At 65.3% G+C, this 21537-nt stretch carries 20 protein-coding genes; 16 read left to right on the top strand and 4 right to left on the bottom strand.

All coding sequences use genetic code 11. The annotated features are described in order from the left end of the window. Positions 1 to 164: 164 nt before the first annotated feature. The gene (gene mdeB / locus N4T19_RS13285; protein WP_260718258.1) at positions 165 to 2804 is read right to left on the bottom strand and encodes an alpha-ketoglutarate dehydrogenase; all 2640 of its coding nucleotides are present in this window, start codon (positions 2802 to 2804) and stop codon (positions 165 to 167) included. A 226-nt stretch (positions 2805 to 3030) separates the two neighbouring features. Here mdeB and N4T19_RS13280 point away from each other — a divergent pair, with 226 nt between their 5' ends. Genes N4T19_RS13280 through N4T19_RS13270 form a run of 3 tightly spaced genes read left to right on the top strand, consistent with a single transcriptional unit; the run spans position 3031 to position 4849 of the window. After that, the gene (locus N4T19_RS13280; RefSeq protein WP_116926324.1) at positions 3031 to 3531 is read left to right on the top strand and encodes a YiaA/YiaB family inner membrane protein; all 501 of its coding nucleotides are present in this window, start codon (positions 3031 to 3033) and stop codon (positions 3529 to 3531) included. 38 nt (positions 3532 to 3569) lie between these two features. Next, positions 3570 to 4046: a hypothetical protein gene (locus N4T19_RS13275; protein WP_260718257.1), complete on the top strand. Its 477-nt coding sequence runs from the start codon at positions 3570 to 3572 to the stop codon at positions 4044 to 4046. Positions 4047 to 4063: 17 nt separating this feature from the next. After that, positions 4064 to 4849 carry a DUF2145 domain-containing protein gene (locus N4T19_RS13270; protein ID WP_232539458.1) on the top strand — a complete coding sequence of 262 codons (786 nt, stop codon included), beginning with the start codon at positions 4064 to 4066 and terminating at the stop codon, positions 4847 to 4849. Here N4T19_RS13270 and N4T19_RS13265 read toward each other — a convergent pair. Both N4T19_RS13265 and tgt read right to left on the bottom strand, forming a co-directional pair. Then, positions 4846 to 6267 carry a GGDEF domain-containing protein gene (locus N4T19_RS13265; protein WP_116926326.1) on the bottom strand — a complete coding sequence of 474 codons (1422 nt, stop codon included), beginning with the start codon at positions 6265 to 6267 and terminating at the stop codon, positions 4846 to 4848. The genes N4T19_RS13270 and N4T19_RS13265 overlap by 4 nt on opposite strands. 368 nt (positions 6268 to 6635) lie before the next feature. After that, on the bottom strand, positions 6636 to 7808 hold the full coding sequence (gene tgt / locus N4T19_RS13260; RefSeq protein ID WP_116926327.1) for a tRNA guanosine(34) transglycosylase Tgt: 1173 nt from the start codon (positions 7806 to 7808) through the stop codon (positions 6636 to 6638). A 125-nt stretch (positions 7809 to 7933) separates the two neighbouring features. Here tgt and N4T19_RS13255 point away from each other — a divergent pair, with 125 nt between their 5' ends. Continuing rightward, on the top strand, positions 7934 to 8419 hold the full coding sequence (locus N4T19_RS13255) for a universal stress protein (protein WP_021029012.1): 486 nt from the start codon (positions 7934 to 7936) through the stop codon (positions 8417 to 8419). Between the two features lie 80 nt (positions 8420 to 8499). On the opposite strand, the gene N4T19_RS13250 is transcribed toward N4T19_RS13255, so the two are convergent. Then, a complete protein-coding gene (locus tag N4T19_RS13250) occupies positions 8500 to 9033 on the bottom strand; it encodes a MarR family winged helix-turn-helix transcriptional regulator (protein WP_409935111.1) in 534 nt (177 codons plus the stop codon). Positions 9034 to 9149: 116 nt separating this feature from the next. Here N4T19_RS13250 and N4T19_RS13245 point away from each other — a divergent pair, with 116 nt between their 5' ends. From N4T19_RS13245 to N4T19_RS13190, 12 genes are read left to right on the top strand one after another with little or no spacing between them, the layout of a single operon-like run. Then, positions 9150 to 11477 (top strand): bifunctional salicylyl-CoA 5-hydroxylase/oxidoreductase, encoded by a 2328-nt coding sequence (locus tag N4T19_RS13245; protein WP_260718256.1) that lies wholly within the window; start codon positions 9150 to 9152, stop codon positions 11475 to 11477. A gap of 12 nt (positions 11478 to 11489) precedes the next feature. Then, entirely contained in the window at positions 11490 to 12263 is a 774-nt protein-coding gene (locus N4T19_RS13240) for an SDR family NAD(P)-dependent oxidoreductase (protein WP_116926329.1), read from the top strand. A gap of 23 nt (positions 12264 to 12286) precedes the next feature. After that, the gene (locus N4T19_RS13235; RefSeq protein ID WP_116926401.1) at positions 12287 to 13141 is read left to right on the top strand and encodes an enoyl-CoA hydratase family protein; all 855 of its coding nucleotides are present in this window, start codon (positions 12287 to 12289) and stop codon (positions 13139 to 13141) included. A 1-nt stretch (position 13142) separates the two neighbouring features. Next, positions 13143 to 14318: an acyl-CoA dehydrogenase family protein gene (locus tag N4T19_RS13230; protein ID WP_260718255.1), complete on the top strand. Its 1176-nt coding sequence runs from the start codon at positions 13143 to 13145 to the stop codon at positions 14316 to 14318. Positions 14319 to 14377: 59 nt separating this feature from the next. Next, complete coding sequence (locus N4T19_RS13225) at positions 14378 to 16009, top strand: benzoate-CoA ligase family protein (RefSeq protein WP_182343719.1); 1632 nt, start codon at positions 14378 to 14380, stop codon at positions 16007 to 16009. Between the two features lie 44 nt (positions 16010 to 16053). After that, complete coding sequence (locus N4T19_RS13220) at positions 16054 to 17238, top strand: ABC transporter substrate-binding protein (RefSeq protein ID WP_116926332.1); 1185 nt, start codon at positions 16054 to 16056, stop codon at positions 17236 to 17238. 3 nt (positions 17239 to 17241) lie between these two features. Then, positions 17242 to 18162, top strand: a complete 921-nt coding sequence (locus tag N4T19_RS13215; RefSeq protein WP_116926333.1) for a branched-chain amino acid ABC transporter permease — start codon at positions 17242 to 17244, stop codon at positions 18160 to 18162. Then, entirely contained in the window at positions 18155 to 19165 is a 1011-nt protein-coding gene (locus N4T19_RS13210) for a branched-chain amino acid ABC transporter permease (RefSeq protein ID WP_182343715.1), read from the top strand. The genes N4T19_RS13215 and N4T19_RS13210 overlap by 8 nt, the downstream gene beginning before the upstream one ends. Positions 19166 to 19176: 11 nt before the next feature. Continuing rightward, positions 19177 to 19941, top strand: coding sequence for an ABC transporter ATP-binding protein (locus tag N4T19_RS13205; protein ID WP_116926402.1), 765 nt, complete (start codon positions 19177 to 19179; stop codon positions 19939 to 19941). After that, a complete protein-coding gene (locus tag N4T19_RS13200) occupies positions 19941 to 20651 on the top strand; it encodes an ABC transporter ATP-binding protein (protein WP_182343713.1) in 711 nt (236 codons plus the stop codon). Before N4T19_RS13205 ends, N4T19_RS13200 begins: the two co-directional genes overlap by 1 nt. A 1-nt stretch (position 20652) precedes the next feature. Next, positions 20653 to 21108, top strand: a complete 456-nt coding sequence (locus N4T19_RS13195; protein ID WP_116926336.1) for an acyl-CoA thioesterase — start codon at positions 20653 to 20655, stop codon at positions 21106 to 21108. Positions 21109 to 21135: 27 nt separating this feature from the next. Then, entirely contained in the window at positions 21136 to 21534 is a 399-nt protein-coding gene (locus N4T19_RS13190; protein WP_116926337.1) for a RidA family protein, read from the top strand. Positions 21535 to 21537: the final 3 nt, after the last annotated feature.

The raw sequence follows: 21537 nt of genomic DNA, 5'->3' as shown, positions 1-21537 counted from the left end.
TACTGCGCTGCACCGGGTGCCTTCTTCGGCAGAGCTTCCCTAAAAATAGCTGCCCGTGCTTGTCAGAAAAGCACGGTCAGCTATCAAATCAGGAGTTGTGCGCCCGGCTGGGCGCTTGTGCACAGTGGCTTGGCTTTTTTGCGCACCCCCTTTTAAGCAGGTGCTCAGGTCTGTTGGCTGCGCAGATAGGTCTGCACGATGGCGGCGGCATCGACGGCGAAATGCTGGCGCAGCGCCGCGCGCGAATCGCTGCGGCCAAAGCCGTCCGTCCCCAACGTGTAGTAATGCTGGCGCGGAAGGCCACGGTCGTCGGTGGGCAGGTAAGCGCGCACCAGCTCGGGCAAGGCGCGCACATAGTCGCTGGCGGCAATGATGGGGCCTTGCGAGGACGCCAGTTGCTGCGCAAACCAGCTGGGGGCGCTGGCCTTGCCTGCGCGCCAGAGCTCCAGCTGGGCCTCGCCATCGCGGGCCAGCTCGGCATAGCTGGTGACGCTCCAGACATCGGCAGCGACGCGGTGCTCGCGCTCCAGAATGGCAGCGGCCTTGAGCACCTCGCCCATGATCGCGCCACTGCCCAGCAGCTGCACCCGGCGCGGGCTGTGCGCAGAGCCGGCCTGCAGCCGGTACATGCCGCGGATAACCCCTTCATGGGCCTCAGGCGGCAGGCTGGGGTTGGCCACGTTTTCGTTGGTGACGGTGATGTAGAAGAACTCGTCGCGCTGCTCTTGCAACATGCGCTGCATGCCATGGTCGATGATGACGGCCAGCTCGCCAGCAAAGGCGGGGTCGTAGCTCTTGCAGTTGGGCACGGTGGAGGCGCTCAGCAAGCTGCTGCCGTCCTGGTGCTGCAGGCCTTCGCCGCCCAAGGTGGTGCGCCCGGAGGTGGCGCCGATCAAAAAGCCGCGTGCGCGCTGGTCGGCAGCGGCCCAGATCAAATCGCCCACACGCTGGAAGCCGAACATGCTGTAGAAGATGAAAAACGGCAGCATGGCGGCGCCATGGGTGCTGTAGCTGGTGGCGGCCGCCGTCCAGGACGACAGTGCGCCCGCTTCGCTGATGCCTTCTTCCAGGATCTGGCCGCTGCTCGCTTCGCGGTAGAGCAGCATCGAGGCGTTGTCCTCGGGTTGGTAGAGCTGGCCAAAAGGCGCGTAGATGCCCACCTGGCGGAACAGCCCGGCCATGCCAAAGGTGCGCGCCTCATCGGCCACGATGGGCACGATGCGCGGGCCCAGGGTCGGGTCCTTGAGCAGGTTGCCCAGCTGGCGCACAAAGGCCATCGTGGTGCTCATCGGTTTGCCCTCGGCCTGCAGCGCAAAGCCGGCCGTCACCTGCAGATCGGGCACGGCCACCGGCATGGCCTGGCCTTTGCGCGCCGGCAAAAAGCCGCCCAGAGCTTGGCGGCGCGCCAGCAGATAGCGCATCTCGGCACTGCCATCGGCGGGCTTGAGAAAGGCGGCCGAGGTGGCTTGCGCATCGCTCAGCGGCAGGTTGAAGCGGTCGCGGAAGGCCAGCAGGTCCTCGGCGCCCAGCTTTTTTTGCTGGTGCGAGGTCATGCGGCCCTGGCCGATGCTGCCCATGCCATAGCCCTTCATCGTCTTGGCCAGCACCACGGTGGGTTGGCCGCTGTGCGCAGCGGCGCTGGCAAAGGCGGCGTGGATCTTGACCGGGTCATGGCCACCGCGGCGCAGGCGGTCGATGTCGCTGTCCGACAGGTGGGCGACCAAAGCCGCTAGCTCGGGGCTCTGGTTGAAGAAATGTTCGCGGTTGAAGGCGCCATCGTTGGCCGACAGGGTCTGGAACTCACCATCGACCGTGTGCGCAAACGTGCGCGCCAGCACATGGCTGTGGTCGCGCGCCAAGAGCGCATCCCACTCCGAGCCCCAGAGGCACTTGACGACGTTCCAGCCCGCGCCGCTAAAGAGCGCCTCGAGCTCATCGATGATGCGGCCATTGCCGCGCACCGGGCCATCGAGCCGCTGCAGGTTGCAGTTGATGACGAAGATGCAGTTGTCCAGCCCCTCGCGTGCGGCCAGGGTGAGTGCGGCGATGGATTCGGGTTCGTCCATTTCGCCATCGCCAAAAAAGCCCCAGACCTTGCGGCCTGCGGTATCGGCCAGGCCCCGGTCGGCCAGGTAGCGCATGAAGCGCGCCTGGTAGATCGCATTGATCGGTCCGATGCCCATCGAGCCGGTGGGGAACTGCCAGAACTCGGGCATCAGGTAGGGGTGCGGGTAGGAGCACAGCCCCTGGATGCCCTGGCTGGCGGCCACCAGCTCCTGGCGGTAATGGGCCAGGTTCTCTTCGCCCAGGCGCCCTTCGAGAAAGGCGCGCGCATAGACGCCGGGCGAGGAGTGGGGCTGGAAGTACACCAGGTCAGCGGCCTGGTGGCCATCATCGGCGCGGAAGAAATGGTTGAAGCCAGTCTCGAACAGATCGGCCGCCGAGGCATAGCTGGCGATGTGGCCGCCCAGCTCGCCATGCGCGGCATTGGCGCGCACCACCATCGCCAGCGCGTTCCAGCGCAGGATGGCCGAGAGCTTTTTCTCCAGCGCCACATCGCCGGGGTAGGGCGGCTGCTCATCCACCGTGACCGTGTTGATGTAGGGCGTGTTGCCCGAGGGCTTCCATGCCACATGGCGCTTGCGGGCATGGGCCAGCAGCGCATCGAGCAGCGCACCAGCCTGCTCCTTGCCCTGCGCCGAGCCATAGGCCGCCAGCATTCCATCGAAGGCATCGCACCACTCGGCCAGTTCGGCCGGGTCAGCTTGCGGGGTGGCGGGCACATGGTGGGGCGGCTGGCGCACGGTGGTCTCCTGTCTGGTTCTAGGTGTGAATGCTTGGGATCATGCCATGGAAGCGTCGCCCAGGCGCGAGGCCCCGCGACAACGGCAGCGCCTTGAAAGTATTGCTTCGCGATACCTGATTCTTTGAAAACTGCTACCGGCATTAAAAGGGGATGCTGGCGCAGCTGCTTGCCCGCATCATCGCAGCGTGTTCAACCAAAGCGGGGCCCTGTTGCTCCGACCCACCATGTCTCCATTCTCCAATCCTGTTCAGCGTGACACCCGTGCCTGGCAATACCAGGTATGGATCTCGTTTGGTATTGCGGTCTCGATGTGCGCGATCGGCCTGGCCTGGCTGCCAGGGCAACACCTGGAGCAGGCATTCATGGTGATGGGCTATATGTTCTGCCTGTCGGCCGCCTTTGTGCTGGCCAAGTTTGTGCGGGATAAGCAAGCGGGCAGCAGCCAGGCAGCTGGCGACACGCCCATGTGGCGCTTTGTGGTCTGGGGCGGATTTGCGATCGCGATGGGGCTGACCGGCTGGGGTTTGCTCAGCATGGACATCAACCCGACCTACAAGGCCTTCTTGGGCGTGAGCTGGATGTACATGATCACCACCGCCTTCACCCTGGCCAAGATGCTGCGCGACAAGCATGAGTCGGACCTGGCCACCGCCATCCACCAGGCCCGCAGCATGCGCAGTGCGCCCCGCGAGCATGACGTGGGCCACCCGCAGGAGCGCGTGTGAGCGCCCATCGGATGATGCAGCCAACACGGGAGCAGCATATGTTCAGTCTTACTTGCAGCAAATGGCAGCGCGGCGCTGCTGCCACTCTGGCCAGCGCCGCCCTGGTGCTGGGTTTGGCCACCGCACCGCCGGCCCAGGCGCAAAGCAATGCGTCCCTGATGCTCTCGGCGCTGCCGATTGCCTCGGTGGTCGTGGGCACGGCGGCCTCGGTGGGGGCGTCGGCCACCGTTGTCTCCATTCCGGTGGCACTGTCGGTCGATGGGGCCCAGCTCATCGTCAAGGGCGTGCAGGCATCGGCCAAGGGCACGGTCTGGTTGCTGGAGAGCGCATCGGACGGCGCGGCGGCCAGCATTGAACTGTCGGCCGGCGCCCTGGGCGCCAGCGCCGCCGGTGTCGGCACGGCCATCCTCGTCAGCGTGGTGGGTGCTGGTGTGCTGCTGTCAGCCGCTGGCGAGGTGATTGCCTTTATTCCCAATGAGGTGGGTAAGGCACTGCTCTACAACGAGCGCCTGTGATGACCAAGGAGATGGCCATGTTGAAACCTCTGCGCCTGGGCCTGCTGGCCGCCGCACTGCTGGCCGCCACGGGCGCCCAGGCCGGCCGCAGCTGCGAGCCGCAAAAGCCCACGCTGGATAGCGTGCGCCAAAGCCTGAACCTGGCACAGAACGTTGCTCAGGCGCTGGATGCCAGCGGTGCGCAGGTGGTGTTGCTGGGCCGCCAGGGGCAGGATTTGCGCAAGTACCAGCTGCAGTTCTCGCACATGGGCTGGGCCTACAAGTCGGCCACCGGTGCCTGGCGTGTGGTGCACAAGCTCAATGACTGCGGCACCGCCGCCTCCCATGTCTACCGCCAGGGGCTGGGCGAGTTCTTTCTGGACGATATGTGGCGCTACCAGGCGGTGGTGGTGGTGCCGGCCAAGGAGGTGCAGCAAAAGCTGCTGCTGGCGTTGTCGGCCAACGCGCAGCCCTTGCAGCTGCACGAGCCGCGCTACAGCATGCTGGCCTATCCCTGGAGCCAGCGCTACCAGCAAAGCAACCAGTGGGCGCTGGAGACCCTGGCCCAGGCGCTGGCGCCGCAGACTGTGCATGACCGGGGCCAGGCGCAGGCCTGGTTGCAGCTGCAGGGCTACCAGCCCAGCGACTTGCGCATTGGTGCGATGACCCGGCTGGGCGGCCGCATGACGCGCGCCAACATTGCCTTTGACGACCACCCGCCGGAAAAGCGCTTTGCCGGCCACATTGAAACGGCGACAGTGGATTCGGCGTTGGCGTTTTTGCAGAGGAGCGGCTTGGCGTCGGCGCCGGTGCTGCTGCGTTAAGCCGCAGAGAGCGGCGCCGTCCAGACCGCGCAGTCGCGGCCCTGGGCCTTGGCTTGGTAAAGGGCCAGGTCCGCTTCACGCAGCAGGTCTTCGAGGCTGTCGCCGTGCTGCAGTGTTTGCTTGTAGGCCAGGCCGATGCTAAGCGTGGCCTGCAGCGGCTCGTGGTGCGCCGTCAGAAAGCGGCCGCTGCGCACGGTATGGCAGAGGCGCTCGGCAATGGCGGTGGCGTCTTCAAAGCTGATATGGGGTAGCACCACGGCGAACTCTTCGCCACCGATGCGGCCGAGCACATCCTGCGGGCGCAGCGATTCGGTCAGCACCTGGCTGACATCGCGCAGCAGACGGTCGCCACTGGCATGGCCGTGGTTGTCGTTGACGCGCTTGAAATGGTCCAGGTCCAGCATCAGCACCGCCGCCGAACTGCCTTCATGGGTCAGGCGCTTGAGCAGCGCATGGCTGGCCTGCACAAAGCCATTGCGGCTAAGCACATCGGTCAGGCTGTCGTGGTGGGCCTGGTAGCGCATTCGGTGCAAGAGCTCGGCGCGTGCGGCGTGCGAGCCCGCCACCGACAGCGGCCCCAGGATCAGCATCGTGATGCCCAGGCGCAGACTGGCCACATCGAGCACATTGGCCGGGATAAAGCCCACGATGTTGGAGATCACGATCACCTTGGTCACAAACACCACCATGGTGATGATGGCGGTGGTCAGGATGCGGTAGGACAGCGCGCACCACAGCAGCGCGGGCAGCGAGAACACCAGCGAGCCGACCTTGTTGCCCACCATGTAGCTGGTCATCTCCAGGCCGACCACGGCCAGCGCGGGCAGCAGTTTCAAGGCCCAGGATTGGCGCTCTTGCTTTGCGCCGCTGCTGCGTGCCGAGGGCAGCGCCAGCAGGAACGGCAGCAGCACCATCGCGTTCATCCATTCGCCGGTCCACCACATCAGCAGCCCCTGGCGCATCGACAGATCAAAGGCCCAGGCGCTGATGGGCCCGCCAATGGCCGCCGATACCAGCGATGCCATGCCGCTGGCAAAGAACACCAGCAAGGCGGAATACTGGCCCTCCATCTGCAGATCGCGCTGGGATTGCCGGCGCAGAAACAGCCAGCCGCAGGCGGCGCCGCACAGGTTGGCGGTGGTAAAGCCCAGGGACAGCCACAAGGAGGTACCGGTGATCAGATCGGCCAGCACAAAGCTGGCAAAAAGGGCAGCGAGCCCCACAGGCCGCATCAGGCGCGGGTAGCGCAGCAACAGCACCAGCACGATCTGGTTGGCAGGCCAGAACACCGAGAGGTAGCCGAGCGGTCGCAGCAAGATGCCCACCATCGCCGCCGCAAACACCGCCAAGCTGGCGCAGAGCAGCAAGCGACCGCTATGGGGTTGCTCCAAGGGATGGACGGACGACGCGGTCGGCATGGGAATGAGGGAGGATGGGCGAAATATACCCGCTCACCTGCCAAGCCATGGGCCCAACCCCGTGGGCCAGTCACGCATTGGCAGGTGGGCAATTGCAGCCGCAAGGTCGCGGCAGACTGAAGTTTTTATGAGCTAATAAACTCATTCATTTACTGTTGCTTCCAAAAAAGGAGCTAACAATTCATGCCAGTGGCGCCTATAGCAGGAACATGCCGCTGAGGACTGGTGCTGTGGTGGCCGCTGGATGGGGCTTGGCAGTGGGCGCTCAGCACAAGATGGCCCTGTCTCGTACTTTACGCTGGGGCTGTCAAGCGTGGCGTGGCATTGTCTCGTGGCCCCCACGCTTTGCCGCGCAGAGGGCCTGGCACTCAGATACCGCGTGCCCGGTCCGACTTGAACTGGGCGCGGAACTGGGCAAAGTGGCCGGCATCGAGCGACTGGCGCACTTCCTGCATCAGGTTCAGGTAGTAGTGCAGGTTGTGGATGGTGGTCAGCATGGGGCCCAGCATCTCACCGCAGCGGTCCAGGTGGTGCAGGTAGGCGCGGCTGAAACCCTCGCGCCCGCCGTTGTCCCAGCTCACCCCGCTCTTGCCGGCGCAGGCGTGGCAGGTGCAGGAGGTGTCGATGGGCTGGTGGTCGGTCTTGTGGCGGGCGTTGCGGATCTTCAGGTCGCCATAGCGGGTGAAGATGGTGCCGTTGCGCGCATTGCGCGTGGGCATCACGCAGTCGAACATGTCCACACCATCGGCCACACCCTGCACCAGGTCCTCGGGCGTGCCCACGCCCATCAGGTAGCGCGGCTTGTGGGCTGGCAGCAGGTGGGGCGTGTGCTGCATGATGTCCAGCATCTCGTCCTTGGGCTCGCCCACCGAGACGCCGCCTACCGCATAACCGGGGAAATCGATCTCCAGCAGGCCTTGCAGCGATTCCTCGCGCAGGTGCTTGAACATGCCGCCCTGCACGATGCCGAACAAGGCATTGGGGTTGTCCAGGCGCTCGAACTCTTCCTTGGAGCGCTTGGCCCAGCGGCGGCTCATCTCCATCGATTTGCGCGCTTCTGCCTCGGTGGTCTTCTTGCCGTTGGTCTCGTACGGCGTGCACTCGTCGAGCTGCATGACGATGTCCGAGTTCAGAATCGTCTGGATCTGCATGCTGACCTCGGGCGACATGAACAGCTTGTCGCCATTGACCGGGCTTTGGAAATGCACGCCTTCTTCGGTGATCTTGCGCATCGCGCCCAGCGACCAGACCTGAAAGCCGCCCGAGTCGGTAAGGATAGGTTTGTCCCATTTCTCGAAACCGTGCAGGCCGCCAAAGCTTTTCATCACATCCAGCCCCGGGCGCATCCACAGGTGGAAGGTATTGCCCAGAATGATCTGGGCACCCATTTCTTCGAGGCTGCGCGGCATCACGCCCTTGACAGTGCCATAGGTGCCCACGGGCATGAAGATGGGGGTCTGCACCACGCCATGGTTGAGCGTGAGCGTGCCACGGCGTGCGTGGCTGGTGGGATCGGTTTTGAGAAGGTCGAACTGCAGCATAACCGGGCATTTTCGCAGATGTGCGGTAGTTGACGGCGCGGCGGGTTTCGCAGGCTCGTCTCTGACACAGGGGCTGCCGGCAGATCGCTACACTGGTCTTATCTTTCACTGCCAAGGAGAAGCCCATGCTCAACATCATGATCGCCGTCGACGGATCGCCCAACTCGCTGCAGGCGGTGCAGCACGGCGTGCAGCTGGTGCAGCAGGGCTTGCGCGCCCATGTGGTGGTCGCCCATGTGCAAAAGGAGGCCAGCTTTCTGGAGCTGGCTACGCAGGATTCGGAGCTGATCGCCAACGCCAGCCTGGAGGCGGGCATGGACCTGGTTGCTCCGGCGCTGGACATGCTGCGCCTGGCCGGTGTGTCGTATGAGGTGGAGATCCGCCTGGGCGATATCTACGCGAGCCTGCTCGACATCGCAGAGGAGAAGGGCTGCGGCCTGATCGTGCTCGGTGCCACCGGCGAGAGCATGCTGGGCAGCATTCTGATCGGCTCGGTCTCGCGCGAGGTGGCCCGCCACAGCAAGGTGCCGACCACCATCGTCAAGATGCCCGAGGTGCTGGAGGCCGATGAGGCAGATGGCGACCTGAGCCAGGCCGATACCGCGATGTAATTCCCCAAGAGGGCCAGAGACGTCTGAGAGCCTGCCGGACCAGCGCGTCCGCAGGCTCTTTGTCATTTTTGGGGAGGTACTCAGTCGGCAACCTGCTCCACCCGCTGGCCCACAATCTGCCGCAGCACGCCCAGCTGCTCATACAGCTCACGCGCGGCATCTGCGCCCAGCGGTGCGAGCAAATGCTCCAGCCACTGCTCATGCGCCTTGGCCATGGCGCTGAACTGCTTTTTGCCGCTGCGCGTCAGGCGCACCGTCATCGACCGCCGGTCCTCGTCATCGGCCACCCGCTCCACCCAGCCTTCTGCCACCAGCTGGTCCGTCAGACCGGTGATATTGCCACCGGTGACCATCAGGTACTCGGACAGCGTCTTCATGCGCAAACCCTTGGGGAAGCGGCTGAGCTGGGCCAGGTAGTCAAAGCGCGGCAAGGTGGTGGCGAACTGGGTGCGCAGCTTGCTGCGAATCACCTGTTCGATCTGCGTGCTGCAGGTCATCAGCCGCAGCCACAGGCGCACGGCCTGGTGTTCGTCATGGGCGAGGCCGGCCTCGCGGCCAGCCATGCCGCCACCGGAATCGGAGGGGGAGTTGCAGAGGGTTTGCATGTCAGCCATGGCGCCCATGGTGCAGTACCGCAGGCGGCTCCAGTGATAGGGTATGTGCGTATTTTAGTGAATTATTTATGCATCAATAATTTAGTTATAAAGTATTTTTCAGGATGGTCCTGGCCATGAAAATTGTCTGCATCGGCGGCGGCCCCGCCGGCTTGTATTTTGCGCTGCTGATGAAGCAGATGGACCCCGCACATGACGTGACCGTGGTCGAGCGCAACAAGCCCTATGACACCTTTGGCTGGGGTGTGGTGTTCTCTGACGCGACGATGGACAACATGCGCGAATGGGACCCGGCGACGGCTGCGCAGATCGAAGCGGCCTTCAACCACTGGGACGATATCGAGCTGCTGTTCAAGGGCCGCAAGATCCGCTCGGGCGGACATGGCTTTGTCGGCATTGGCCGCAAGCATTTGCTCAACATTCTGCAGGCACGTTGCGAGCAGCTGGGTGTCCAGCTCGTGTTCGAGACCGATGTGCAGTCCGACGAGGACTATGCCGATGCCGACCTCATCATCGCCAGCGATGGCGTGAACTCGCGCATCCGCAGCAAATATGCCGAGGTCTTCAAGCCCGATATCGTCACCCGCCCCAACCGCTTTATCTGGCTGGGCGCCAACAAGGTCTACGAGGCCTTTACCTTTGACTTTGTGCGCACCGAGCACGGCTGGTTCCAGGCCCATATCTACCAGTTCGACGACAAGACCTCGACCTTTATCGTCGAGACCACCGAAGAGACCTGGAAGGCCTGCGGCCTGGACACGGCCGACCAGGCGCAGTCGATTGCCTTTTGCGAGGAGCTGTTTGCCGACAACCTGCAAGGCGCGCGGCTGATGACCAATGCGCGCCATCTGCGCGGCTCGGCCTGGATCAATTTTCAGCGCGTGGTCTGCGACCAGTGGTGGCTGCAAAACGCCAAGGGCAGCCATGTGGTGCTGATGGGCGACGCGGTGCACACGGCGCATTTCGCAATTGGCTCGGGCACCAAGCTGGCGATTGAGGATGCGATCGAGCTGGCGCGGCAGTTCCAGCAGCTGGGCGATGGCAAGGCGCAGATCCCGGCGGTGCTGCAGGCCTACCAGGCGCTGCGCCGGGTGGAGACCTTGCGCATCCAGAATGCCGCCTGGAACGCGATGGAGTGGTTCGAGGTCTGCGGCAAGCGCTACTGCGACCAGCTCGAACCCGAGCAGTTCATGTACTCGATGCTGACACGCAGCCAGCGCATCAGCCATGAGAACCTGCGCCTGCGCGATGCCGCCTGGCTGGGCGGCTATGAGGCCTGGCTGGCCGCGCAAAACGGGGTGGAGGTGCAGGGCAAGGCGCCGCCGCCGATGTTCCTGCCCTATACCCTGCGCGGCCTGACCTTGAAGAACCGCATCGTCGTCTCGCCGATGGCGCAGTACTCGGCGGTGGATGGCGTGCCCGGCGACTACCACCTGGTGCACCTGGGCGCGCGGGCCATGGGTGGCGCCGGTCTGGTGTTTGCCGAGATGGCCTGCGTCAGCCCAGAAGGCCGCATCACCCCCGGCTGCCCCGGCACCTACAGCCAGGCACAAAAGCAGGCCTGGCAGCGCATCAGCGACTGGATCCACACCCACAGCGATGCCAAGTTTGCGATGCAGATCGGCCATGCCGGAGCGAAAGCCTCCACCCGCCTGGCCTGGGAGGGCACGGACCTGCCGCTCGCCGAGGGCAACTGGCCCATCATCTCGGCCTCGCCCCAGCAGTATCTGGAAGGCGTGAGCCAGATCTCGCAGGCGATGAGCCTGGCCCAGATGGACGAGGTCAAGCAGCAGTTTGTACAAGCCGCCCAGATGGCTGCCGAGGTGGGTGCCGATTGGCTGGAGCTGCACTGCGCCCATGGCTATCTGCTGTCCAGTTTTATTTCGCCGTTGACCAACCAGCGGGGTGATGCCTATGGCGGCAGCCTGGAAAACCGCCTGCGCTACCCGCTGGAGGTGTTCCGGGCCGTGCGCGCCGTCTGGCCGCAGGAGCGGCCGATGTCGGTGCGCATCTCCGCCCATGACTGGGTGCCCGGCGGCATCACGCCGGATGACGCGGTAGAGATTGCCAAGGCCTTCAAGGCCGCAGGCGCGGACCTGATCGACTGCTCGTCCGGTCAGGTCAGCAAGCAGGAGAAGCCGGTCTATGGCCGCATGTTCCAGACCCCGTTTGCCGACCGCATCCGCCAGGAGGCGGGTATTGCGACGATGGCCGTGGGCGCGATCAGCGAGGCCGACCATGCGAACTCCATCATTGCCGCCGGCCGTGCCGATCTCTGTGCTGTCGCCCGCCCCCACCTGGCCAACCCGGCCTGGACCCTGACCGAGGCGGCCAAGATTGGCTACACCGCCATTGCCTGGCCCAAGCCTTACTTTGCCGGCAAGCGCCAGATGGAGAGCCTGTTCGAGCGCGAGAAGGCCCAGCAAGCGGCCGCCGGCCATTGAGGAGCGCTGCCGATGTCAAGCAAGAGCTTTGAAGGACAGCATGCACTGGTAACCGGCGCCGGCCAGGGCATTGGCGAGGCGATTGCGCGCCAGCTGCTGGCGCAGGGCGCCCGGGTGACGGTGCTGGGCCGCCGGCCCGAGCCGCTGCAACAACTGGTGGATGCCCACCCAGGCCAGTGCCAGCGGGTGTTGGCCGATGTGGCGCAAGGGCCTGAAGTGGTCGCAGCCTTTGCGCAGGCTGTCGCCGCCTTTGGCGATATCCAGATCCTGGTGAACAACGCCGGCCAGGCGCAGAGCGCGCCCTTTATGAAGACCGATGCCCAGCTGTGGTCGCAGATGCTGGCGGTGAACCTGACCGGCACGATGCTGTGCATGCAGCAGGTGCTGCCGGCGATGCAGGCGGCAGGCTATGGCCGCATCGTCAATGTGGCCAGCACCGCAGGCCTGACCGGCTACGCCTATGTATCGGCCTATGTGGCGGCCAAGCATGGTGTGGTGGGCCTGACCCGCGCGCTGGCGCTGGAAGTGGCAAGCCGGGGCATCACCGTGAATGCGGTGTGCCCGGGTTACACCGAAACCGACCTGGTCAAGACCAGCATCGACCGGGTGGTGGCCAAGACCGGCCGCAGCCCCGAGCAGGCCATGGCCGAATTTGTGCGCGACAACCCCCAGGGCCGCCTGGTGCAGCCCCAGGAGGTGGCCGATGCCGTCGTCTGGCTCTGCGGCAAGGGCGCTGGCGCGATGACCGGCCAGGCCATTGCGGTGGCTGGCGGCGAAGTGATGTGAACCCCGAATTTGTGGAGACAGGCATGAGCGAATACACCATTGACCCCGCGCTGGTGGCGGGCAACCACCAGCAGCTGGCCGGCTACCAGGCCCGGCATTTTCTGTGGCAGGTCCATGCCGGCGTGGCAACGATCACGCTCAACCGGCCCGAGCGCAAGAATCCGCTGACCTTTGATTCCTATGCCGAGCTGCGCGACCTGTTCCACCGGCTGAAGTGGGCGCAGGATGTCAAGGCCGTGGTGCTGGTGGGCGCGGGCGGCAATTTCTGCTCCGGCGGCGATGTGCATGAAATCATCGGCCCGCTGGTGGCCCTCAAGGCCCCCGAGCTGCTGATGTTCACCCGCATGACCGGCGAGCTGATCAAGGCCATGCGGGCCTGCCCGCAGCCCATCATTGCGGCGGTCGATGGCATCTGTGCCGGCGCCGGCGCCATCATGGCGATGGCCTCGGACATACGCCTGGGCACGGCGCGCAGCAAGACGGCGTTCCTGTTCAACCGCGTGGGCCTGGCCGGCTGCGACATGGGCGCCTGCGCCTTTTTGCCGCGCATCATCGGCCAGGGCCGGGCCAGCGAGCTGCTCTATACCGGCCGCAGCCTGGGCGGCGAAGAGGGCGAGCGCTGGGGCTTTTTCAACCGCCTGGCCGAGCCCGAAGCGCTGCTGGCGCAGGCCCAGCAGATGGCGGCTGACCTGGCCGCCGGCCCGAGCTTTGCCAATGGCATCACCAAGACCCAGCTGCACCAGGAATGGGCGATGACCATCGACCAGGCCATTGAGGCCGAGGCGCAGGCGCAGGCCATCTGCATGCTGACCGAAGACTTCAAGCGCGCCTACGAGGCCTTTGTGGCCAAGCAAAAGCCGCAATTCCAGGGGAACTGACATGGCTGACACCCGTTACCTGCAGTGGCCGTTTTTTGAGCCTCGCCACGCGCAGCTGGCGCAGACGCTCGATGCCTGGGCCGCCGAGCATGTCGCTCATGTGCACAGCAGCGACACCGACGGCGATTGCCGCGCGTTGGTCAAGGCGCTGGGCCAGGCGGGCTGGCTGCGCCATGCGGTGGCGGGCGAGGCGCATGGCGGCGTAGCCGCGCAAATCGACACCCGCGCCATCTGCCTGGTCCGCGAAACGCTGGCACGCCACAACGGTCTGGCCGACTTTGCCTTTGCGATGCAGGGGCTGGGCTCGGGCGCGATCAGCCTGGCGGGCACGGAGGCGCAGAAGGCGCGCTACCTGGGCCGGGTGGCCCGGGGCGAGGCCATTGCGGCCTTTGCGCTGTCCGAGCCCGATGCCGGCTCGGACGTCGCGGCCATGGCCTGCGCGGCCCGCCTGGACGGTGACCACTATGTCATCGACGGCGAAAAAACCTGGATCTCGAACGGTGGCATTGCCGACTTTTATGTGGTGTTTGTGCGCAGCGGCGAGGCGCCGGGGGCGCGCGGTATCTCGGCGCTGATCGTGGATGCGGATACGCCTGGCCTGGAGATTGCCGAGCGCATCGATGTGATCGCGCCGCACCCGCTGGCGCGGCTGCGCTTTAGCGGCTGCCGCGTGCCGGTGAGCCAGCGCATGGGCGCGGCCGGTGAGGGTTTCAAGCTGGCGATGCGCACCCTGGATGTGTTCCGCACCTCGGTGGCCGCCGCCGCGCTGGGCTTTGCGCGCCACGCGATGGACGAGGCCTTGCAGCGCGCCACCAGCCGCCGCATGTTCCAGGGCGTGCTGGCCGATTTTCAGCTCACCCAGGCCAAGCTCGCGCAGATGGCCACGCAGATCGACAGCGCCGCGCTGCTGACCTACCGCGCCGCCTGGCAGCGTGACCAGGGCCAGAGCGTGACCAGCGAGGCGGCGATGGCCAAGATGACCGCCACCGAGAACGCGCAGCAGGTGATCGATGCAGCGCTGCAGATGTGGGGCGGGCTGGGTGTTGTCAGCGGCCAGCCGGTCGAGCGCCTGTACCGCGAGATCCGCGCGCTGCGCATTTACGAAGGAGCGACCGAGGTGCAGCAGCTCATCATCGCCCGCGAGCTGCTCAAACAAGTGGCGCCCGCTGCGCCTTGAGCTCTGCCTAGCACCTGGATTCCGGTTCCGGTTTCTCCTTTCAGTCTGGAGTTTGCGAGATGTCTGCCACGCCCTATACCGCGCATACCGACCGCTTTGCGGCCACGCATTTGCCGCCGCCCGAGTTGCAGCCCGACTACCTGTTCGAGCTGCCCGAGCTGCAGTTCCCCGAGCGCCTCAACTGCGCCGCCGAGCTGCTGGACCGCCATGTGGCCGAGGGCCGGGGCGAGCGCCTGTGCCTGCAGGCCCAGGGCATGCGCTGGACCTATGCCGACTTGCAGGCCCAGGCCAACCGCATCGCCAATGTGTTGACCGCGCAGATGGGCCTGGTGCCCGGCAACCGCGTGCTGCTGTGCGCGCCCAACAACCCGATGATGGTGGCGAGCTGGTTTGCGGTGGTCAAGGCCGGCGGCATTGCGGTGGCTGCGATGCCGCTGCTGCGCGCCAAGGAGCTGGGCACCATCATCGAGATTGCCCAGGTCAGCCATGCGCTGTGCGATGCGGCGTTGCAGGCCGAGGTGCAGGCGACGCAGGCGGCCAACCCGCGCTTGCAGGCGGTGCGGTACTTCAATGGCAGTGGCCTGCCGGCAGCGCAGGCGCTGGAGCCGCTGATGGCCCAGGCCTCGCCGCATTTCGACACGGTGCAGACGGCGGCGACCGACACCTGCCTGCTGGGCTTTACCTCGGGCACCACGGGCGTGCCCAAGGCCACGATGCATTTCCACCGCGATGTCATGGCGGTCTGTGCCTGCTGGCCGCGCCATGTGCTGCGGGCTGCGCCCGATGATGTGTTTATCGGCAGCCCGCCACTGGCCTTTACCTTTGGCCTGGGTGGGCAGGTGCTGTTCCCGATGGCGATTGGTGCGTCGATGGCGCTGCTGGAAAAAGCAGGGCCCGCACAGCTGGTCGATGGCATCGCGCAGTTTGGCGCGACCGTGGTGTTCACCGCGCCCACCTCGTACCGCGTGATGGCCCAGCAGGGCGAGCGGCTGCGCCAGACGCGGCTGCGCAAATGCGTATCGGCCGGCGAGGCCTTGAATGCCTCGACCCGCGCGCTGTGGAAAGAGGCGACCGGCATCGAGATCATCGACGGCATTGGCTCGACCGAGATGCTGCACATCTTCATCTCGCACCGCGAGGATGAGGCGCGTCCCGGCGCCACCGGACGGGCGGTGCCCGGCTACCACGCCAAGGTGGTTGATGATCAGGGCCAGGAAGTGCCGGCCGGCACGGTGGGCAAGCTGGCGGTGCAGGGCCCTACCGGCTGCCGTTATTTGAACGACAGCCGCCAGACCCAGTATGTGCACGCAGGCTGGAACCTGACGGGTGACGCCTATGTGATGGATGCGGACGGCTATTTTCATTACCAGGCCCGCACCGATGACATGATCATCTCCTCGGGCTACAACATCGCCGCGCCGGAGGTCGAAGACGCCTTGCTCGCGCATGCGGCGGTGGCCGAATGCGCGGTGATCGGGCTGCCCGACAGCGAGCGCGGCCAGATCGTCAAGGCCTTTGTGGTGCTGCGCCCGGGCTTTGTGGCGGACGCGGACATGGCCAAGACCTTGCAGGATTTTGTCAAAAGCACGGTGGCGCCCTACAAATACCCACGGGCCGTGGAGTTTGTCGCGCAGCTGCCGCGCACGGCTACGGGAAAACTACAACGGTTTCGGCTGCACAGCCCGGCATAGTAGCGGCTCGGCGAATTTTTACGTACTTCAACCAGGGAACCAGCATGAAGCCTCATCTCTTGCATCGCAGTCTTGTCAGTCTGTCCATCGCGCTGCTGTGCGCCAGCAGCGCCAGTGCCGCCGACCAGGTCAAGGTGGGGTTGCTCAGCACCTTGTCGGGCCCCGGCGCCGGTTTGGGCACCGATATCCGCGACGGCTTCCAGCTGGCCGTCAAGCACATGAACGGCAAGATCGGCAACCTGCCTGCCGAGGTGGTGGTGGTCGATGACCAGCAAAACCCCGAGGTGGCCAAGCAGACGGCCGAGCGCCTGCTCAAGCGTGACAAGGTGGATTTCATGACCGGCACCGTGTTCTCCAACGTGATGCTGGCCGTGGGCCCGGCCGCGTTCCAGAACAAGACCTTCTTCATCAGCCCCAATGCCGGCCCCTCGCAGTACGCGGGCGCCCAGTGCAACCCGTATTTCTTCAATGTCTCGCAGCAAAACGATGCGCTGCATGAGGCAGCGGGCCAGACCATGCAGGACAAGGGTTTCAAGCGTGTGGCGCTGATCGCGCCCAACTACCCCGCAGGCAAGGACTCGATCGCCGGCTTCAAGCGCTTCTACAAGGGCGAGATCGGCATGGAGACCTATACCTCGCTGAGCCAGCTGGACTATGGCGCCGAGATCTCCAAGATGCGTGCGGCCCAGGTCGATGGCGTCTACATCTTTCTGCCCGGTGGCCTGGGCGTGAACTTCATCAAGCAGTTTGTCGGTGCCGGCCTGTCCAAGGACATCACCTTGTATGCGCCGGGCTTCTCGGCCGATGAGGACGTGATCCGCGCGGTGGGTGACTCGATGCTGGGCACCTTCAACACCTCGCAGTGGGCGCATGACCTGGACAATGCCGCGAACAAGAAATTCGTCGCCGACTTCCAGAAGGAGTTTGGCCGCAACCCCTCGCTCTACGCCTCGCACGGCTATGACGCCGCCCGCCTGATGGACGCGGCGGTGCGCGATGTCAAGGGCAAGCTCGATGACAAGGCGGCCTTGCGCAAGGCCATCGAGGCGGCCAGGTTCGAGTCGGTGCGCGGCAGTTTCAAGTTCAACAGCAACCATTTCCCGGTGCAGGACTATTACCTGCGCGTGGTGAGCAAGGATGCGCAGGGCAAGCTGACCAACCGCACAGTGGGCACGGTGTTCAAGAACCACCAGGATGCCTACGTCAAAGACTGCAAGATGCCCTCCTGATCGATGAACACCATCCTGATTCTTGAGCAGATGCTCAACGGCCTGCAGTTCGGCCTGATGCTGTTCCTGCTGGCCGCCGGCTTGACCCTCGTGTTCGGCATCATGGACATGATCAACCTGGCCCATGGCTCGCTCTACATGATCGGCGCCTACCTGGTGGCCAGCCTTAGCCAGGCGACCGGCTCGTTCTGGCTGGGCCTGGGCCTGGGGGTGCTGGCCACGGTGCTGGTGGGCGTGCTGCTGGAATACACGATCCTGCGCCGCCTCTACCACCGTGACCACCTGTCGCAGGTGATGGGCACCTTTGCCATCTTGCTGATGAGCAACGAGATCGTGCGCATCATCTGGGGCGCGCAGCCGCTGATGCTCAACCCGCCCGCCGCGCTGGCCGGGCCGGTGACCTTGATGGATGGTTTTTCCTACCCGGCCTACCGGCTGCTGATCATCGGTGTGGGCCTGGCCGTGGCGCTACTGCTGTGGCTCCTGGTGACCCGCACGCGCTTTGGCATGCAGGTGCGCGCGGGCGCGGCCAACCGCGAGATGGCGACTGCCATGGGCGCCAATGTGCGCCGGCTGTTCACGCTGGTGTTTGCGCTGGGCGCTGCGCTGTGTGCGGTGGCGGGCGGCATGCTGGGCCCGCTGCTGGCGGTGCAGGTGGGCATGGGCGAGAGCATTCTGATCCTCGCCTTTGTGGTGATCGTCATTGGCGGCATTGGCTCGATCCGGGGCGCGCTGATGGGCGCCTTGCTGGTGGGGCTGGTCGATACCGCCGGCCGCACCCTCGTGCCCTTGTTGTTTGACAAGGCCATGGGGCCCGAGGTAGCAGCCTACGCTGGCCCTGCCGTGGCCTCGGTGCTGATCTATGTGCTGATGGCTGCCGTGCTTTTCACCAAACCCCAAGGTCTGTTCCCCGCCCATGACTGACACATCCGCCCCCCAACCCGCCGCTGCGCAGGCGATACGGGCCACGCAGCCCAGCGTCTTCGACCACCGGCTGCAGCCCCGGCTGGTGCTGCCTTTGCTCGCGCTGCTGATTGCCTTTCCGCTGATCGCCCAGGCGACGGGTGAGGATTTCTACATCGGCGTGGCCAGCCGTGTGCTGGTGTTTGGCCTGGCCGCTGCCAGCCTCAACTTCATCCTCGGTTTTGGCGGCATGGTGAGCTTTGGCCATGCGGCCTTTGTCGGCCTGGGTGCCTACACCGTGGGCCTGCTGATGCAGCAGGGCATTACCTCGGCCTGGCTGGCCTGGCCGCTGGCCATGCTGATGGGCGCGGCCTTCTCGCTGCTGGTGGGCGCGATCAGTCTGCGCACCCAGGGCGTGTACTTCATCATGATCACCTTGGCCTTTGCGCAGATGCTGTACTACCTGATCATGTCGTTCAAATCGCTGGGCGGTGATGACGGGCTGTCGCTGCCCAGCCGCTCGGATATCGGGCTGGGTCTGGATCTGGGCCAGGATGCGACCTTCTACTATGTGGTGCTGGCGCTGGTCAGCACCAGCCTGCTGCTGATGGCGCGCGTGCTCAATGCGCGCTTTGGCCATGTGCTGCAGGCCATCAAGGAGAACGAGACCCGCATGCAGGCCATCGGCTTTCCGGTCTACCGCTACAAGCTCGTGGCCTTCACGTTGGCCGGAGCCTTTGCTGGCCTGGCCGGCGCGATGCTGGCCAACCAGGGCAGCTTTGTCGGCCCCGGCATGCTGCAGTGGACCCAGTCGGGCATCCTGCTGATCATGGTCATCCTCGGCGGTGTCGGCCATCTGTATGGGGGCCTCTTGGGCGCGGCGGTGTTCCTGCTGCTCGAAGAAGTGCTGGCCGCCTATACGGTGCACTGGCAGCTGGGCCTGGGCGCCGTGCTGCTGATCGTGGTGCTGGTGGCACCCAATGGTTTGCTGAGCCTGCGGCGCGGCATGTGGAGCAAGCGATGAGCACGGCCAAGATGCCAACCCCTTTGTTGCAGGTGCAGAACCTGGTCAAGCGCTTTGGTGGCCTCACCGCCACCGACCATGCCAGCTTTGCGGTGCAGGCCGGCCAGATCCATGCCTTGATCGGGCCGAACGGCGCGGGCAAGACGACCTTGATCCACCAGCTGTCGGGCGCGCTGGCATCCGATGCGGGCCAGATCCTGTTTGCCGGTGAGGCCATGGAGCGCAAGCCCATGCCCGCGCGGGTGCAGGCCGGCCTGGTGCGCTCCTACCAGATCACCAGCATCTTCAAGCGCCTGACGGTGCTGGAGAACATTGCACTGGGCGTGCAGGCACGCGATGGATCGAGCTGGCGCTTTTGGCGCCCGGCACGCAGCGAAAGCGCACGCTATGCGCAGGCGGCCGAGGTGGCCGAGCGCGTAGGCCTGGCCGCCCAGTTGCAGCAAACGGCGGGCCTGCTGGCGCACGGTGAGCAGCGCCAGCTGGAGGTGGCACTGGCGCTGGCCACGCGGCCGCGCATGCTGCTGCTCGATGAGCCGATGGCGGGCATGGGCCCGGACGAATCCGAGCGCATGGTGCAGCTGCTGCTGCAGCTGCGCCAGGACACGACGATCCTGCTCGTCGAGCACGACATGGACGCGGTCTTCCGGCTGGCCGACCGCATCTCGACGCTGGTATTTGGCAAGGTGATTGCGACGGGCACGCCCGATGAGATTCGGCGCAACCCGGATGTGCGGCGTGCCTATCTGGGCGATGAAGCTGCAGAGGAGGCCGCCTGATGAGCAATTTGCTGGAAGTGGATGCACTGGAGACCTGCTACGGCAGCAGCCAGGTGCTGTTTGGCATGCATCTGCGCATGGCGGCGGGCGAGGTCGCGACCTTGCTGGGGCGCAATGGCATGGGCAAGACCACGACGGTGCGCAGCCTCCTGGGCATGACACCGGCATCGGCGGGCAGCGTGCGGTTTCGGGGTGAGCGCATCGAGCACCTGCCCGCCGACCGCATTGCGCGCATGGGCATGGCCGTGGTGCCCGAGGGCCGGCAGATCTTTGCCAACCTGACGGTGCAGGAAAACCTGCAGGCCTTTGCGGCCAACCGCAATGCCTCGGAGAACCCCTGGTCGCTCGACCGTGTCTACCAGCTGTTCCCGCGCCTGGCCGAGCGCGCCGGCAACCCCGGCAACCGGCTCTCGGGCGGCGAGCAGCAGATGCTGGCCATTGGCCGGGCGCTGATGACCAACCCGCATCTGCTGATTCTGGACGAGGCCACCGAGGGCCTGGCGCCGCTGATCCGCGAGGAGATCTGGCAATGCCTGGCGGCCTTGCGCGCGCAGGGCCAGGCGATTTTGGTGATCGACAAATACGTCAAGCGGCTGATGGCGCTGGCCGACCAGCACACGCTGATCGAGCGCGGCCAGGTGGTATGGCAGGGCAGCTCGGCGCAGCTGGAGGCGCAGCCCGCGCTGTGGCAGCGCTATATCGGGGTCTGACATGGCAGCCTTGACCTGGCCCGAGACCGGCCCCGTTTTTCGCGTGGCCACCGGCATCCGTTTTGCGCAGTGCGACCCGGCCGGCATTGTGTTTTATCCGCAGTACCTGGTGCTGTTCCAGTCGCTGGTGGAGGACTGGTTCAACCAGGCGCTGCACTACCCCTATGCCCAGATGCTGGGGCCCGAACGCACGGGTCTGCCGATCGTGCACCTGGCCTGCGACTTTCGGGCGATTGCCCGCATGGGCGATGCGGTGCAGCTGGAGCTGGCCGTGCTGCGGCTGGGCAGCCGCTCGCTGCAGCTGGCGCTGCGCTGTGTGGGTGACGACGGCCAGGTGCGAGCACTGGCCCACCAGGCGCTGGTGTTCACCAGCCTGGACAGCCATGAAGCCATTCGCATACCGGCAGCCATCCACCGCCGCATGGCGGCCTGGCTGGCCGGTGAGCGCTTTCAATAATGCTTGGTTTTTAGAAGGAATCGTCTCATGCAAGTACTACTTCCCCAGGGCTGGCCCCGGCCCAAGGGCTATGCCAATGGCGTCATGGTCAGCGGCCGGCAGATTTTTGTCGCCGGCATGATCGGCTGGGATGCGCAAGGGGTGTTCCACACCGATGAACTGGCCGGCCAGGTGCGCCAGGCGCTGCAGAACATTGTGGCGGTGCTCGAAGAGGGCGGCGCCCGGCCCGAGCATATCGTGCGCATGACCTGGTACATCACCGACAAAGAGGCCTATATGGCCCAGCAGGCGGAGATCGGCAAGGCCTACCGCGAGCTGATCGGCAGCTTCAACGCGGCGATGACGGCGGTGCAGGTCGTGGCCTTGATCGAGGACCGCGCCAAGGTGGAGATCGAGGTCACCGCCGTGGTGCCCGATGCCGGCTGACCC

The sequence above is a fragment of the Comamonas squillarum genome (assembly GCF_025309455.1).
GTDB classification, from domain to species: Bacteria; Pseudomonadota; Gammaproteobacteria; order Burkholderiales; family Burkholderiaceae_C; genus Comamonas; species Comamonas squillarum.
This window is presented reverse-complemented; position numbering and strand designations above follow the sequence as displayed.